Source organism: Enterobacter cloacae complex sp. FDA-CDC-AR_0132 (genome assembly GCF_003010695.1).
Lineage (GTDB): Bacteria > Pseudomonadota > Gammaproteobacteria > Enterobacterales > Enterobacteriaceae > Enterobacter > Enterobacter ludwigii.
This window is the reverse complement of record NZ_CP027618.1, coordinates 2,329,081-2,341,974: the sequence shown is the minus strand read 5'-3', so window position 1 is coordinate 2,341,974 and position 12,894 is coordinate 2,329,081. Positions and strand designations below refer to the sequence as shown.

Here is a 12,894-nt window from a genome sequence, read left to right as displayed (position 1 = left end):
AAACCGTTTTCAGATTAACCAGCCTTTGCAGATGCTGCCAACTGAAAACGACGATAATTAGAATTTAATGATAAACAGGAAGAAATATCAGCAAAAGGCATAATCTTCAGCGAAAACCGCACGATTCGCGGACCACCAGCGCGGGCGGTAAAATAATGCGTTTCGCCGGCTCCCGGTTCCCCTGTATCCGGCTGAAAAGCAGCTCGCCGGCCTTACGCCCTATCTCCTTCGCGGCAACGGAGACGGTAGTCAGTGCAGGCTGTACCAGCCCGGCCTCGGTAATATCGTCAAAGCCCACCAGGGCAAAATGGCGTCCCGGCTCGCGTCCCATTTTGCGTAAACACTGCATAACGCCAAGAGCAACAATGTCCTGGTAACACACTGCAGCGGTAATCTGCGGATGGTTCATCAACAACGCTTCCGCCACGCGTGCGCCATCACTCTGGCTTGCCTGTGAGGTGACGATCCATTCGGGATTCGGCGTCACACCATACTCCAGTAATTTACTGGTAAATCCGCCGATACGCTGAGCGCGGGACCCCGAATTCAGGCTACCGCCGATAAAGGCAATCTGACGATGCCCCATCCTCAGAAGATGCTCTGTCGCCATTTGCGTGCCAAGGAAGTTATCGGTTCCCACAAAATCAAAGTCCGGATCGTTTAGCGGTCGCACGACCATAATTGCCGGAATATTGCGTCGCTTAAGACCATCGAAAAAGGCCTGCGGGGTTTCTCGCGCGGCACACAGCACCATGCCACAGACGTTGTTACGCATCAGCGAATCCACAAACTTTTGCTGTCGCTCGGACGACTCTTCGCTATTTGCCAGAAACAGCAGAAGGTCGTGGCGTTCCATCTCATGGCTTAGACCTGCCGTCATTTCGCCATAAAAAGGGTTCGTGATGTCATGCAACAGGAGCCCCACCTGATTACTGCTGCGGTTTCGCAGGTTGGCTGCCGTCTGATTGTAAACATAGCCCGATTCATCCAGCGCCTGAAGTACGCGCTCCCGGGTCCGTTGCGAGATCCGCCCTTTATTACACAGCACCATTGATACGGTGGCGGTTGAAACCCCGGCGCGTTTTGCCACATCAGCCAGCGTGATACCCGTCATGATCGCTCCTTGTCGTTCACATCAGATTAATCGAATAACCTCAATTTTGCACTTTTGCGCGTGAGCCTCTTCACATAATGGCCGCCTTTTCGCCACTTATCGCCAGAACTGGCGGGTTAATCGCGTTAATCACCCTTCCCAAATAAGGTTAATCGAATAACCTTAAGCAACGAAGACGGAGAGAAAAGATGGCAACTTACGATAAATTCCCGGAAGTCGCAGTAGAGGGGTATGACGATTGTGCCTGGCAGGGCTGGGACGCGATTGTGCGCGAGCTTACCCACAGAGCGGGTCAATATACACGCACCGTGCTGGTCATTGACTGCTACCCCGGCGTCAGGCTGGAGGAACTGGAGACAAAACTGCTGCCAGCATTGGGGGTTACGCTGACGCTCAATGCCGAACAGATGCGTCTCGACGAACACGCTTTAAGCCGGCTGCTGGCCCGACATCTCACTGACGACCGCGTCTTCGGCGTGCTCTCCTGCCACCAGCTCGAGGAATTCATCGACCCGGTGAAACGCGAGGCGTTGCAGGCGCAGGTCGAACGGTGCCGCGAAGGGATAATCGTTATTTACGGGCCGGGTGCCGCGCTGGTTAATGCAGGCGATATTCTGGTCTACGCCGATTTACCGCGCTGGGAGATCCAGCAGCGCATGCGCAGCGGTGAACTGGCTAACTGGGGCGCGGCGAACCAACACGAGGATATTCTGCGTCGCTACAAACGCGCCTTTTTCATTGAATGGCGCGTATTCGATCGTCACAAAACCCCGCTGCTACGGCGTACTGATTATCTCCTGGATACCACCCAGGCGGATAATCCGGCGATGGTCGGCGGCGATGCACTGCGCGCCGGGTTGCAACACACCACCCAACGTCCTTTTCGTGTAGTGCCCTTTTTCGACCCCGGCGTCTGGGGCGGACAATGGATGAAACAGAAATTCGATCTCGATCCCTCTGCGCCTAACTACGCATGGTGTTTTGACTGCGTGCCCGAGGAAAACAGCCTGTTGCTTCGTTACGGCGCGGTGCGGATCGAGATCCCCTCTCAGGATTTGGTGCTGCTGCATCCCCGGGCGCTGCTGGGTGAAAAAGTGCATGCCCGTTTTGGTGCGGAATTTCCCATCCGCTTTGATCTGCTAGATACCCTCGCCGGGCAGAACCTGAGTTTTCAGGTGCATCCGACCACGGAGTACATACAGCAGCATTTTGGTATGCATTACACCCAGGATGAGAGTTATTACATCCTTGAGGCAGAGCCAGGGGCTCAGGTGTATCTGGGGACCCGAACGGGTACCCGGCCCGAAGCGATGATGGACGACCTCAGACGGGCCAGCCGCGGTGAAAAGCCGTTCGACGACGCCCGCTTCGTCAATCATCTTGCGGCGAACAAGCACGATCATTTTTTGATCCCCGCCGGTACGGTTCACTGTTCTGGAGCAGGAACCGTGGTACTTGAGATCAGCGCCACGCCTTACATTTTCACCTTCAAGCTCTGGGACTGGGGACGACTGGGAATGGATGGGCAACCCCGCCCGGTTCATCTGGCGCATGGCGAAAAGGTGATCGACTGGCAACGCGATACGCAGTGGGTCGAACAGCATCTTGTGAATCAGTGTGAACCCCTCGGTGAAGGCACCGGCTGGCGCGAAGAGCGGACCGGGCTTCACGAGCGTGAATTCATCGAAACGCGTCGCCACTGGTTCAGTGAACCGGTGACGCACTTCCCCCACGGAGGCGTGAATGTCCTTAATCTTGTTGAAGGTGAAGAGGCGACGGTAGACAGCCCCGGCGGCGCATTCGCCCCGTTCGTCGTGCACTACGCAGAAACGTTTATCGTCCCCGCTGACGCAGGCGAATACCGTATTTCTCCGTCAGGGCCGAGCTGCGGTAAATCCATTGCCACCATTAAAGCCTGGGTAAGAGGTTAACCATGATTCACATTATTGTGGCGACACACGGCCCGCTGGCCACCGCCCTGCTGGAAAGCGGAAAAATGGTGTATGGCGATCTTCCTCATCGACAGGCGGTATGTCTGAACGCACAGGCTGGCATAGCGGGGTTTCGCCGTGATTTCGCTGCGGCATACCACCGCGCAGGTGCGGGCGCAGACGGCATCGTCGTCCTGTGCGATATGCAGAGTGGAACACCGTGGAATGTGGCCTGCGAATACGCGTTTAATCCCCAGACGCATCCGCTGGTCGCCGTGGTGGCAGGAGTCAACTTCCCCATGCTCTTGCTCACCGACGACATTCTGATGGCCCGGGATGTCCATGCCGCCGCCGCGCAGCTCATCGAATTAACGCAGCCCACCCTGGTTCAGGCAAAACGGGTGGAATCCGCCCAGAACGACGATTTCTAAGGAGCTTATATGAGCATTTCGTTTGTACGTATTGACGACCGGGTGATCCACGGGCAGCTCGTCACGCGCTGGGCCAAAGAGCTGCCCTGTGATGGCATCGTGGCAATTGACGATGCCGTCGCGGCCGATCCGCTGCTCTCGTCGGTAATGAAAGGCGCGGTGTCAGATACCAGAGTGTGGCTGTTCGATACCCTGACCGCCATCGAAAAGCTGCCGAAAGTGATTGCCAGCGATAAGCGCTACTTCGTGATTGGCAAATCGCCTGTCACCCTGCAACGCCTTGAACAGGCAGGCATAAGCCTGAAGAACGGCAATGGCAAAATTAACGTCGGGCCAATGAGTGCCCGCGCCAACACCATCACCATTGGCCCTAATCAGTCCGTAACGCCAGAGGAGGCAGCAGCCTTTGACTGGCTGACTGAACAGGGGCATGCCATCGAGTTTCGTCTGGTGCCCGATGCCAGTTTTTACAGCTGGCAGGACGCCCGGCAAAAACTGAAATAAGGAGCGCATGATGATTTTCGAAGCTTCTCTCATCGGTCTGCTTTGCTATCTCGGTGCACTCAGTAGTCCCTGGCTGTTTGGCCTGACGGGCGGCTGGTATCTCATCTCCCGCCCGCTGGTTTCGGGGATGCTGGTGGGCCTGATTCTGGGCGACGTTAAAACCGGGATCATGATTGGTGTGGCGGTGCAGGCCGTTTATATCGCGATGGTCACCCCCGGCGGTTCAATGCCTGCCGACCTCAATTTTGTCGCTTATCCTGCTATCGCGCTGGGGATTCTGTCGGGCAAAGGGCCAGAGGTGGCCGTGGCGCTGGCGGCGACCATTGGCATTGCCGGAACGATACTGTTTAACGCCATGATGGTATTGAACTCGTTCTGGAACCACCGCGCCGACGTGGCGCTTGAGCTCGGGGATGAGCGCGGAATTTATCTTAACAGCGCGGTCTGGCCGCAGGTGATGAACTTTGTTCTGCGCTTTGTGCCGACGTTTATCGCCGTCTATTTTGGCGCGCAGTACATCAGCGGGTTTATGGACAGTCTGCCCGGCATCGTGCTTTCGACCATGAACGTGCTGGGGGGCATCTTACCGGCCGTTGGGATCGCCATCCTGCTTAAGCAGATCATCAAAAGCTACAGCATGCTGATCTACTTCCTGGTGGGCTTCATATGCATTGTGTTCCTGAAGCTCAACATGGTGGCGCTGGTGATTGTGGGCGCCCTGCTGGCGTTAATTCATTACAACTACAAGCCGGAAGCGCCGCAGGCTGTCACGCCGGGTAGGCCCGCCGACGATGAGGATGAATTCTGATGGAAGACCGTAAACTGACCCGAAAAGATCTGCGCCGCTGCTGGCGAGCGTGGATGATGCATAACCTCTCTTCGATGAGCTTCGAGCGTCTGGAATCGTTCGGCTTCTGTCTGAGCATGTTACCGGTCGCCAAAAAACTCTACCCGGATGCCGCCCAGCGCACCGAGATGCTGCGCCGACACGCCTCGTTTTACAACACGGAGCCGCAGATCGGTGCCATCGTAAATGGTATGGCGCTTGGGCTGGAAGAGAAAAAAGCCAACGGCGAGCCCATTGATGGCGAAACGATCAATACCCTGAAGGTGGGGCTGATGGGACCAATCGCGGGGATTGGTGACTCAATGATCCCCGGCATGCTGATCCCCATTTTGCTGAGCATCGGTATGGCACTTGCCGCCGGAGGAAATGTTCTTGGCCCGTTGTTCTACACCGTCGCCTGGCTGGCCATCATTATCCCGGGATCCTGGTTTCTGTTTCTGAAAGGCTACCAGATGGGCTCAGGATCGGTCGAGATGCTGGTGAGCAGCAAGTCAACGCGACTGCGCGAAGCTTTGTCTCTGCTGGGTGTATTTGTGATGGGCGGCGTGGCGGCAAGCTACGTTAAGCTGGGCACCGGACTGGAATTTATCACCCGCGACGGGGTTAACATCCATGTTCAGCAGATGCTTGATGGTATCTTCCCGCAGCTATTACCGCTTCTGGTGGTTCTGGGCACCTGGTATCTGATGGCAAAACGTGGCGTCTCCCCGGTCAGGGCCATGATTGTGCTGCTTGCGCTGGCGGCACTGGGCGTCGCGTCAGGTCTGTTTGCCGGATAAGACAGCCGGGGCAATGCCCCGGTTTTTTATGGGTGGAAGTTATGCCACAGTTCGGCCACTTTATCCGGGCGAGAGATAAACTGAAAGCGAGCAGGATCGGCAATAAATTGCGTATAGACAGGCTCATCCGTCAGGCCGAATTCGCTGTAGCGACGCGGTGTGATCATCTGTAGCCGCCCCGGCAGATAATGCGTGTTGTGCTGCCAGATGATATGGCTCCCCTGCAGCAGCGGATACCAGGCCAGTCCTTTACGCGCCCGCACGGCATCATATTCAAAACCATATTCCCTGTCGCACCACGCACCGAAGGTCAGCGGTTCATCCGGCGAGGCAGAGATAGTGGCATGCCCCCAGCCGGGCGGAACCAGCACCTTTTCGCCCGGCCCGGCCAGTACGGCGAAACAGCGCCCGGGATCGTCCGCAACATACTCCTGCATATAGATAATGGCGCGCCCCTGCCAGATTTCATACAGCTCGGGCGGAGACCAGCCGCTGTGACGGCTTTTACGGTGAACATGCCCCTGGCTGCGGATCGGCTCTTCACCCAGCGTTCCCGTCGCGTAGGTCACGACCCCAAACAGCAGCATGCGTTTTTTCAGCTCCTGCCGGTCTGCCAGACGGGCGACATCCATCGCGATAGCATAAACGTCTTCCGGCCCTGAGCAGTCAGGATCCCGCAACGACGCGCGAATCTCATCAAGCGTACGGATCTCTGGCATCGGGCCAGTGACGTCCTCACCGTAGCTGAACCCCAGCGGGTGCTGGCTGATGGTCATGTCCAGCCCAAAGTTATCCATTCTGAACCTCCCAGCCACCGTCAGTGGCCAATACCCGCACGGCAAAACCATCGGGTAACGCGGCATAGTCGTGTCCGGCGACGGCGGGCCAGACCGCGAGTGAAGAGAGCGTGGTCTCACCGGTATTGATTAAACGGTGGGCGGTAAAAGGCGCAATAATATGGACGGATCCCGGCATCACGCACTCCAGACGGGTTTCGCCGGATGTCGTCTGGAGTAAAAGCAGGCCACTTCCCCGCAGTCCAAAATAGACTTCGCCCTGTTCACGACGCTGATGAAAATGGCCGCGGGTCATAAAGAATTCCCGGCCAATTTTACCTGCATGTAAATGGGTAACGCCGACAAACAACGCCCCTTCCTGTGCAGGCGATTCCAGCATTTCGACGTCATACACCGTCTGATGCGGATCGCATTGTGCCCAGGCGTCTCGATCGGCAAACAAACCATTGAGATCGGCAAGGCGTGTGGATTTGATAATAAGCGCGCCGCGGGCAAGTGTACCACTGGCCCAGGCCACCAGAGGCGGCAGGATAATATCTGAAGTCATCGTCTTCTCCGGCCCGAGGAGAACAACCCGCCCAGCATAACAATTTAAACGATTAACCTGCGCATCAAAGGCGCAATGTGTCAGGTGAATCACAGTTAATCAGCAATAAAAATGCCGGCCACTGACGTGGCCGGCATTCGGGTCATGCGCGAGGAAACTTACTCGACTTCGCGTGCGTCGATACGCAGCTCTTTCGGGACCTCGAAAACAATGTTCTCTTCGCGTCCTTCCAGCGGGACCGCTTCGCCGCCGCCCAGTTCCTGCAGACGGGAAATCACGTTCTGCACCAGGATATCAGGTGCCGAGGCGCCGGCGGTTACCCCGACACAGGCCACGTTTTTCACCCACGCTTCCTGGATATCGCTGGAATCATCAATCAGATAGGCCGCTTTCCCCATTCGCTGCGCAAGTTCAGCCAGACGGTTGGAGTTAGAGGAATTTTTCGAACCGACAACCAGCACCACGTCCGCCTGTTCAGCAAGAGCACGCACCGCTTCCTGACGATTGGTGGTGGCGTAGCAAATGTCGTCCTTACGCGGGCCGACGATTTTCGGGAAGCGCTGGCGCAGGGCGTCAATCACGTCCGACGTATCGTCAACGGAGAGCGTCGTCTGGGTCATAAACGAGAGACGCGTTTCATTTTTGACGTTCAGCGTAAACACATCTTCCGGCGACTCCACGAGGTACATCCCCCCTTCCGGGTTGCTGTACTGGCCCATGGTACCTTCGACTTCCGGGTGGCCAGCATGGCCAATCAGGATCGACTCTTCACCACGACGGCTGGCGCGCGCCACTTCCATGTGCACTTTGGTCACTAATGGGCAGGTGGCGTCGAACACGGTCAGATCGCGGCTTTTCGCTTCGTTACGCACCGCCTGAGAAACCCCGTGCGCGGAGAAAATCAGGATCGCGCCGTCAGGCACTTCGCTGATCTGCTCAATGAAGATCGCGCCACGCTCGCGCAGGCTGTCGACGACATAACGGTTATGCACCACTTCGTGACGCACATAAATCGGCGCGCCGTAAATCTCGAGCGCGTTTTCAACAATGCTGATAGCGCGGTCTACACCGGCGCAAAAGCCGCGCGGGTTAGCCAACAGGATCTGCATTTCAGGCCTCCAGTACCGGATCGATCTCCAGCACTTCAATATCAAAATGGACGGTGCGCCCGGCAAGCGGATGGTTGAAGTCAACGGTGATGGAGTCACCATTGATTTCGCGGATCACGCCAGGCATTTCGCTGCCATCCATAGCGGTAAAGAGCATGATCGCCCCGATTTCCGGCTCACCTGCATCCATAAACTCGCGGCGCGAGAAGTACTGAACAAGGTCCGGGCTTGGCACGCCAAACGCGGCATCCGGCTCCAGCGAAAATGCCTTTTTCTCGCCTTCTTTCAGGCCAAGCAGCTGTTGCTCAAGACCTTCAGACAGGGAGGTGTCACCGAGACGAAACAGGGCGGGTTTGCCGTTATTGCGGGTGGATTCAGCCGTGGAGCCATCATCCAGTTTCAGCGTGAAATGAACGAGAACCGCGCTGTTGCTCTGTACGGATTTAGACATGCAAATTGCTCGCTTGTTTTGACCCACCGGTGAGAGACGGGAGGCCAGACATTCTGTAGGCCGGGGGCGCATGCGCCACCCGGCATTTACATTTAAGCCTGTTTCTTCGCGGCCGCGTTCGGCAAGAAGCCTTCCAGCACGATTAACGCCGCGCCGATGCAAATTGCGCTGTCGGCGAGGTTAAAGGTCGCGAAGTGCCAGTCGCCGACATAGAAGTCGATCATATCGACCACAAAGCCGTGCCACAGGCGGTCAAACAGGTTGCCCAGCGCGCCACCGATAATCAGCGCATAGGCGATGTTATTTAGCTTTTGTGTTGCCTTCGAACGGTACATCAGCAGCGATAGCACCACACAGATACCGATAGCGATACCTGCAAAGAACCAACGCTGCCAGCCACCGCTGTCAGCAAGGAAACTAAACGCCGCACCGTAGTTACGTGCGTAATGCAGGTTAAGCGACGGGAACAGCGACACCGTCTCCCCCAGAGCAAAATTCTGGAGGATCAGGAACTTGCTGCCCAGATCGATAATCAGCACTACCACCACCAGCCACAGCCAGCGCAGTCCTGTTGAACAGAGAGTTTTACTCATCAGGCAAACTTACGTTTCTCGCCGTCACCGGCGACGTTGCTGACACAGCGTCCGCAGATATCTGCGTGTTCCGCCACCTGGCCGACATCAGTGGTGTAATGCCAGCAACGCGGGCATTTATCACCTTCGGCTTTGCTCAGTGCGACTTTCAGTCCTTTGAGCAGTTCGCTCTGCTGTGCATCAGCAGACGCCTGGGCATAATCCGCAACTTTCGCACCGGAGGTCAACAGGACAAATCGTAATTCATCGCCCAGCGCCGTCAGTTTCGCCGCCAGCTCTGGCTCGGCGTACAGGGTAACTGCCGCTTCCAGCGAGCCGCCGACTTTCTTGTCAGCACGCGCCTGCTCGATGACCTTGTTCACTTCGCCACGCACTTTCAGCAGCTCGTCCCAGAAGGCATCGTTCATCGCTTCGGTGCTGGAGAGATCGAACAGACCTTCATACCACTCGCCGGTGAAGACATACTTCTCACGGTCGCCTGGCAGGTAACCCCAGATTTCATCTGCGGTGAAGGACATGATCGGTGCCATCCAGCGAACCAGCGCTTCTGCGATGTGGAACAGCGCAGTCTGGCAGCTACGACGCGCCACGCTGTCCGCTTTCGCGGTGTACTGGCGGTCTTTGATGATGTCGAGGTAGAACGAGCCCATCTCGATGGAGCAGAAGCGCATCAGGCGCTGCACCACTTCGTGGAAATCGTAAGATTCGTAAGCCTTCAGGATATCTTCCTGTGCCGCTTTCGCGCAGCCTACTGCCCAGCGATCCAGCACCACCATCTCTTCCGGTTTCACCATATCTTTTAGCGGATCGAACCCGTTCAGGTTCGCCAGCAGGAAGCGCGCGGTGTTACGGATACGACGATAGCTGTCGGCAGCACGTTTCAGGATCTCGTCCGACACCGCCATTTCGCCGGTATAGTCGGTAGAAGCAACCCACAGACGCAGAATGTCCGCGCCCAGTTTGTTCATCACGTCCTGCGGAGAGACGGTGTTACCGATCGATTTAGACATCTTACGACCCTGACCATCCACGGTGAAACCGTGGGTCAGCACCTGGCGATACGGTGCTTTACCTTTCATGGCGGTGGAAATCATCAGCGATGACATGAACCAGCCGCGGTGTTGGTCAGAACCTTCCAGATACATATCTGCCGCGTGGCCGGCAAATTCCGGACGCACGTCAACAACAGACGCGTGTGTTGAACCGGAGTCAAACCACACGTCCAGGGTATCAGGCACTTTCTCGTAGTTGTCTGCATCAGCGCCCAGGATGTCGCGGGAATCGAGATCCCACCATGCCTGAATGCCGTCAACTTCTACACGCTTCGCGACTTCTTCCATCAGCGCCAGGGTGTTCGGGTGCAGTTCCTGTGTCTCTTTGTGCACGAACAGAGACATTGGTACGCCCCAGGTACGCTGACGGGAGATACACCAGTCAGGACGGTTAGCGACCATGGATTCGATACGCGCCTGACCCCAGTCCGGGATCCACTGCACGCCTTTGATCTCTTTCAGGGACTGCTCGCGCAGGCCTTTCTGATCCATGCTAATGAACCACTGTGGGGTCGCACGGAAGATGATCGGAGATTTGTGACGCCAGCAGCACGGATAGCTGTGTTGCATTTTCTCAACGTGCAGCAGCGCGCCGCTGGTGCGCAACATGTCAACGATGATGTCGTTTGCTTTGAAGACGTTGATACCGTCCAGCGCCGGGTAGGTGCCTGGCAGGTAAGAACCATCAGGACCCACCGGGTTCGCGATTTCAAGACCGTATTTCAGGCTGATGCTGTAGTCGTCAGGACCGTGGCCACCGGCGGTATGTACCGCACCGGTACCCGCATCCAGCGTCACGTGATCGCCCAGAATCGCCGGCACATCAAAGTCCAGGAACGGGTGTTTGAAGCGCATCAGCTCCAGCGCGTCACCTTTCACGGTGCCCAGCACGGTGTAGTCGGCGATGTCCGCGCGTTTCAGCACGCTTTCGACCAGATCTTTCGCCAGGATCAGCGCCTGACCGTCAACCTGCACCAGCGCGTACTCGAACTCACCGGACAGGGAGATCGCGCGGTTTGCTGGCAGCGTCCACGGGGTGGTGGTCCAGATAACCAGCGAGATGGGGCCGTTGACAGAGGTCACGCCAAATTTGGCTTTCACCGCCTCCTGATCGACCGCGTGGAAAGCCACGTCGATAGACGGAGAGGTTTTGTCGTAATACTCCACTTCCGCTTCTGCCAGCGCAGAACGGCAGTCCACGCACCAGTGCACCGGCTTCGCGCCTTTGTGCAGATGGCCGTTACCGATGATTTTACCCAGCGCACGGATGATGTTGGCTTCGGTTTTGAAGTCCATGGTCAGGTACGGACGTGACCAGTCACCCAGCACGCCCAGGCGGATAAAGTCCTGACGCTGACCGTCAACCTGCGTAGCCGCGTATTCGCGACATTTTGCGCGGAATTCTGCCGCGGTGAACTTCTCACCCGGCTTACCAAACTCTTGCTCAACTTTCAGTTCGATTGGCAGACCATGGCAGTCCCAGCCCGGAACGTAAGGCGAGTCATATCCCGCGAGGCCTTTGGACTTCACGATAATGTCTTTCAGAATCTTGTTTACAGAGTGACCAATATGAATGCTGCCATTCGCATATGGAGGGCCATCATGCAGAATGAAGGTTTTTTTGCCTTTTTTGGCTGCACGGATGATGCCGTACAGGTCATCATCGGTCCAACGCGCCAGCATTCCCGGTTCGCGCTTGGCGAGATCGCCGCGCATCGGGAACCCTGTTTCCGGCAAATTCAGGGTTGATTTATAGTCACTCATCAGATTCTCGGTTCCGTATTTTTCACGTAGGCATTTAAGCCGGGTTTACTCGCCCAAAAAACTCGCGGGCCGTTAATTCATCTCGCGCGATTTGCGCCTTTAGTTCATCCAGCGAAGCAAATCGCTGCTCATTGCGTATTTTTTTACGCAGTATCACATCTATATGGCGACCATAAAGGTCCATTACAACGTCCAGCAGGTGCACTTCTAATTGTTGACGGACACCGGCGACTGTAGGACGTGTGCCAATATTGGCGACACCGAAATACGGTTTATCGCCCAGACCAGCCACTTCCACCGCATATACCCCTTTAACCGGGGAGACCTGACGACGTAGCGGTATATTCGCCGTCGGGAAACCTATGGTGCGGCCCAGCGCATCGCCATGGACCACACGGCCTGAAATGCTAAACGGATGTCCCAGCAGCGTTTCCGCCGTATCCAGTTCATCGTTGGCCAGCGCCTGACGCACCGCAGTGCTGCTAACCCGGACGCCGCCTTCGCAAAAGGTCATTGCGCTGGTGACATCAAAGCCGTACTCGAGGCCAGCCTTCTGTAATAGCAAGAAATCGCCCTGACGACCAGCGCCAAAGCGGAAATCATCACCCACGGCCAGAAACTGCACGCCAAGGCGCCTGACCAGCAGGTCACTGACGAAATTTTGTGCTGTGAGCGCGGCAAAGCGGCGATCGAAACGCACGCACAATACGTAGTCCACCCCGGACTCTGCCAGGTAGCGCAACTTCTCGCGCAGGCGAGTGAGGCGAGCCGGTGATTTATCGCCGGCAAACAGCTCCAGCGGCTGCGGCTCAAAAATCATCACTACAACGGGCAGGCCACGCGCCTCCCCTTCTTTACGCAATCCCTGCAGCAGCGCCTGATGACCACGATGCACGCCGTCGAAATTACCAATGGTCAGCACGCACCCGTGCGGTGCTCTGCTGAGATTATGTATGCCGCGTATCAGCTTCATGT

13 protein-coding genes are annotated in these 12,894 nt (G+C 56.6%); 5 read left to right on the top strand and 8 right to left on the bottom strand.

Annotation, left to right across the window (positions count from 1 at the left end; genetic code table 11):
* Positions 1–106 precede the first annotated feature (106 nt).
* Positions 107–1,114, bottom strand: a complete 1,008-nt coding sequence (locus AM379_RS11385) for a LacI family DNA-binding transcriptional regulator (protein ID WP_020882554.1) — start codon at positions 1,112–1,114, stop codon at positions 107–109.
* Between the two features lie 188 nt (positions 1,115–1,302).
* Between AM379_RS11385 and AM379_RS11380 the strand changes: the two genes are divergently transcribed.
* Genes AM379_RS11380 through AM379_RS11360 form a run of 5 tightly spaced genes read left to right on the top strand, consistent with a single transcriptional unit; the run spans position 1,303 to position 5,606 of the window.
* The gene (locus AM379_RS11380; RefSeq protein ID WP_106503722.1) at positions 1,303–3,045 is read left to right on the top strand and encodes a class I mannose-6-phosphate isomerase; all 1,743 of its coding nucleotides are present in this window, start codon (positions 1,303–1,305) and stop codon (positions 3,043–3,045) included.
* 2 nt (positions 3,046–3,047) lie between these two features.
* Positions 3,048–3,476, top strand: coding sequence for a PTS sugar transporter subunit IIA (locus AM379_RS11375; protein WP_106503721.1), 429 nt, complete (start codon positions 3,048–3,050; stop codon positions 3,474–3,476).
* A gap of 9 nt (positions 3,477–3,485) precedes the next feature.
* On the top strand, positions 3,486–3,980 hold the full coding sequence (locus AM379_RS11370; RefSeq protein ID WP_020882551.1) for a PTS system mannose/fructose/N-acetylgalactosamine-transporter subunit IIB: 495 nt from the start codon (positions 3,486–3,488) through the stop codon (positions 3,978–3,980).
* A 10-nt stretch (positions 3,981–3,990) separates the two neighbouring features.
* Positions 3,991–4,788: a PTS mannose/fructose/sorbose/N-acetylgalactosamine transporter subunit IIC gene (locus AM379_RS11365; protein WP_025205460.1), complete on the top strand. Its 798-nt coding sequence runs from the start codon at positions 3,991–3,993 to the stop codon at positions 4,786–4,788.
* Positions 4,788–5,606 carry a PTS system mannose/fructose/sorbose family transporter subunit IID gene (locus tag AM379_RS11360; RefSeq protein WP_040018597.1) on the top strand — a complete coding sequence of 273 codons (819 nt, stop codon included), beginning with the start codon at positions 4,788–4,790 and terminating at the stop codon, positions 5,604–5,606. Before AM379_RS11365 ends, AM379_RS11360 begins: the two co-directional genes overlap by 1 nt.
* A gap of 26 nt (positions 5,607–5,632) precedes the next feature.
* Here AM379_RS11360 and AM379_RS11355 read toward each other — a convergent pair whose 3' ends face one another.
* The 7 genes from AM379_RS11355 to ribF all read right to left on the bottom strand — a co-directional run bounded on the left by AM379_RS11355 (position 5,633) and on the right by ribF (position 12,892).
* Entirely contained in the window at positions 5,633–6,403 is a 771-nt protein-coding gene (locus tag AM379_RS11355; RefSeq protein WP_106503720.1) for a glucose-6-phosphate isomerase family protein, read from the bottom strand.
* Complete coding sequence (locus tag AM379_RS11350; protein WP_106503719.1) at positions 6,396–6,950, bottom strand: glucose-6-phosphate isomerase family protein; 555 nt, start codon at positions 6,948–6,950, stop codon at positions 6,396–6,398. The genes AM379_RS11355 and AM379_RS11350 overlap by 8 nt, the downstream gene beginning before the upstream one ends.
* Before the next feature lie 158 nt (positions 6,951–7,108).
* The gene (ispH, locus tag AM379_RS11345) at positions 7,109–8,059 is read right to left on the bottom strand and encodes a 4-hydroxy-3-methylbut-2-enyl diphosphate reductase (protein WP_020882547.1); all 951 of its coding nucleotides are present in this window, start codon (positions 8,057–8,059) and stop codon (positions 7,109–7,111) included.
* A 1-nt stretch (position 8,060) separates the two neighbouring features.
* Entirely contained in the window at positions 8,061–8,510 is a 450-nt protein-coding gene (fkpB, locus tag AM379_RS11340; RefSeq protein WP_020882546.1) for an FKBP-type peptidyl-prolyl cis-trans isomerase, read from the bottom strand.
* 92 nt (positions 8,511–8,602) lie between these two features.
* The gene (gene lspA, locus AM379_RS11335; protein WP_020882545.1) at positions 8,603–9,103 is read right to left on the bottom strand and encodes a signal peptidase II; all 501 of its coding nucleotides are present in this window, start codon (positions 9,101–9,103) and stop codon (positions 8,603–8,605) included.
* Positions 9,103–11,919 carry an isoleucine--tRNA ligase gene (gene ileS, locus AM379_RS11330; protein WP_106503718.1) on the bottom strand — a complete coding sequence of 939 codons (2,817 nt, stop codon included), beginning with the start codon at positions 11,917–11,919 and terminating at the stop codon, positions 9,103–9,105. The genes lspA and ileS overlap by 1 nt, the downstream gene beginning before the upstream one ends.
* Positions 11,920–11,953: 34 nt before the next feature.
* The gene (gene ribF, locus AM379_RS11325; protein ID WP_014168574.1) at positions 11,954–12,892 is read right to left on the bottom strand and encodes a bifunctional riboflavin kinase/FAD synthetase; all 939 of its coding nucleotides are present in this window, start codon (positions 12,890–12,892) and stop codon (positions 11,954–11,956) included.
* Positions 12,893–12,894 lie beyond the last annotated feature (2 nt).

What these genes read in the sequence shown, in the direction of transcription:
- AM379_RS11385 (WP_020882554.1), bottom strand. Translation starts at nt 1,114, where the DNA reads ATGACGGGTATCACGCTGGCTGATGTGGCAAAACGCGCCGGGGTTTCA.
- AM379_RS11380 (WP_106503722.1), top strand. Translation starts at nt 1,303, where the DNA reads ATGGCAACTTACGATAAATTCCCGGAAGTCGCAGTAGAGGGGTATGAC.
- AM379_RS11375 (WP_106503721.1), top strand. Translation starts at nt 3,048, where the DNA reads ATGATTCACATTATTGTGGCGACACACGGCCCGCTGGCCACCGCCCTG.
- AM379_RS11370 (WP_020882551.1), top strand. Translation starts at nt 3,486, where the DNA reads ATGAGCATTTCGTTTGTACGTATTGACGACCGGGTGATCCACGGGCAG.
- AM379_RS11365 (WP_025205460.1), top strand. Translation starts at nt 3,991, where the DNA reads ATGATTTTCGAAGCTTCTCTCATCGGTCTGCTTTGCTATCTCGGTGCA.
- AM379_RS11360 (WP_040018597.1), top strand. Translation starts at nt 4,788, where the DNA reads ATGGAAGACCGTAAACTGACCCGAAAAGATCTGCGCCGCTGCTGGCGA.
- AM379_RS11355 (WP_106503720.1), bottom strand. Translation starts at nt 6,403, where the DNA reads ATGGATAACTTTGGGCTGGACATGACCATCAGCCAGCACCCGCTGGGG.
- AM379_RS11350 (WP_106503719.1), bottom strand. Translation starts at nt 6,950, where the DNA reads ATGACTTCAGATATTATCCTGCCGCCTCTGGTGGCCTGGGCCAGTGGT.
- ispH (WP_020882547.1), bottom strand. Translation starts at nt 8,059, where the DNA reads ATGCAGATCCTGTTGGCTAACCCGCGCGGCTTTTGCGCCGGTGTAGAC.
- fkpB (WP_020882546.1), bottom strand. Translation starts at nt 8,510, where the DNA reads ATGTCTAAATCCGTACAGAGCAACAGCGCGGTTCTCGTTCATTTCACG.
- lspA (WP_020882545.1), bottom strand. Translation starts at nt 9,103, where the DNA reads ATGAGTAAAACTCTCTGTTCAACAGGACTGCGCTGGCTGTGGCTGGTG.
- ileS (WP_106503718.1), bottom strand. Translation starts at nt 11,919, where the DNA reads ATGAGTGACTATAAATCAACCCTGAATTTGCCGGAAACAGGGTTCCCG.
- ribF (WP_014168574.1), bottom strand. Translation starts at nt 12,892, where the DNA reads ATGAAGCTGATACGCGGCATACATAATCTCAGCAGAGCACCGCACGGG.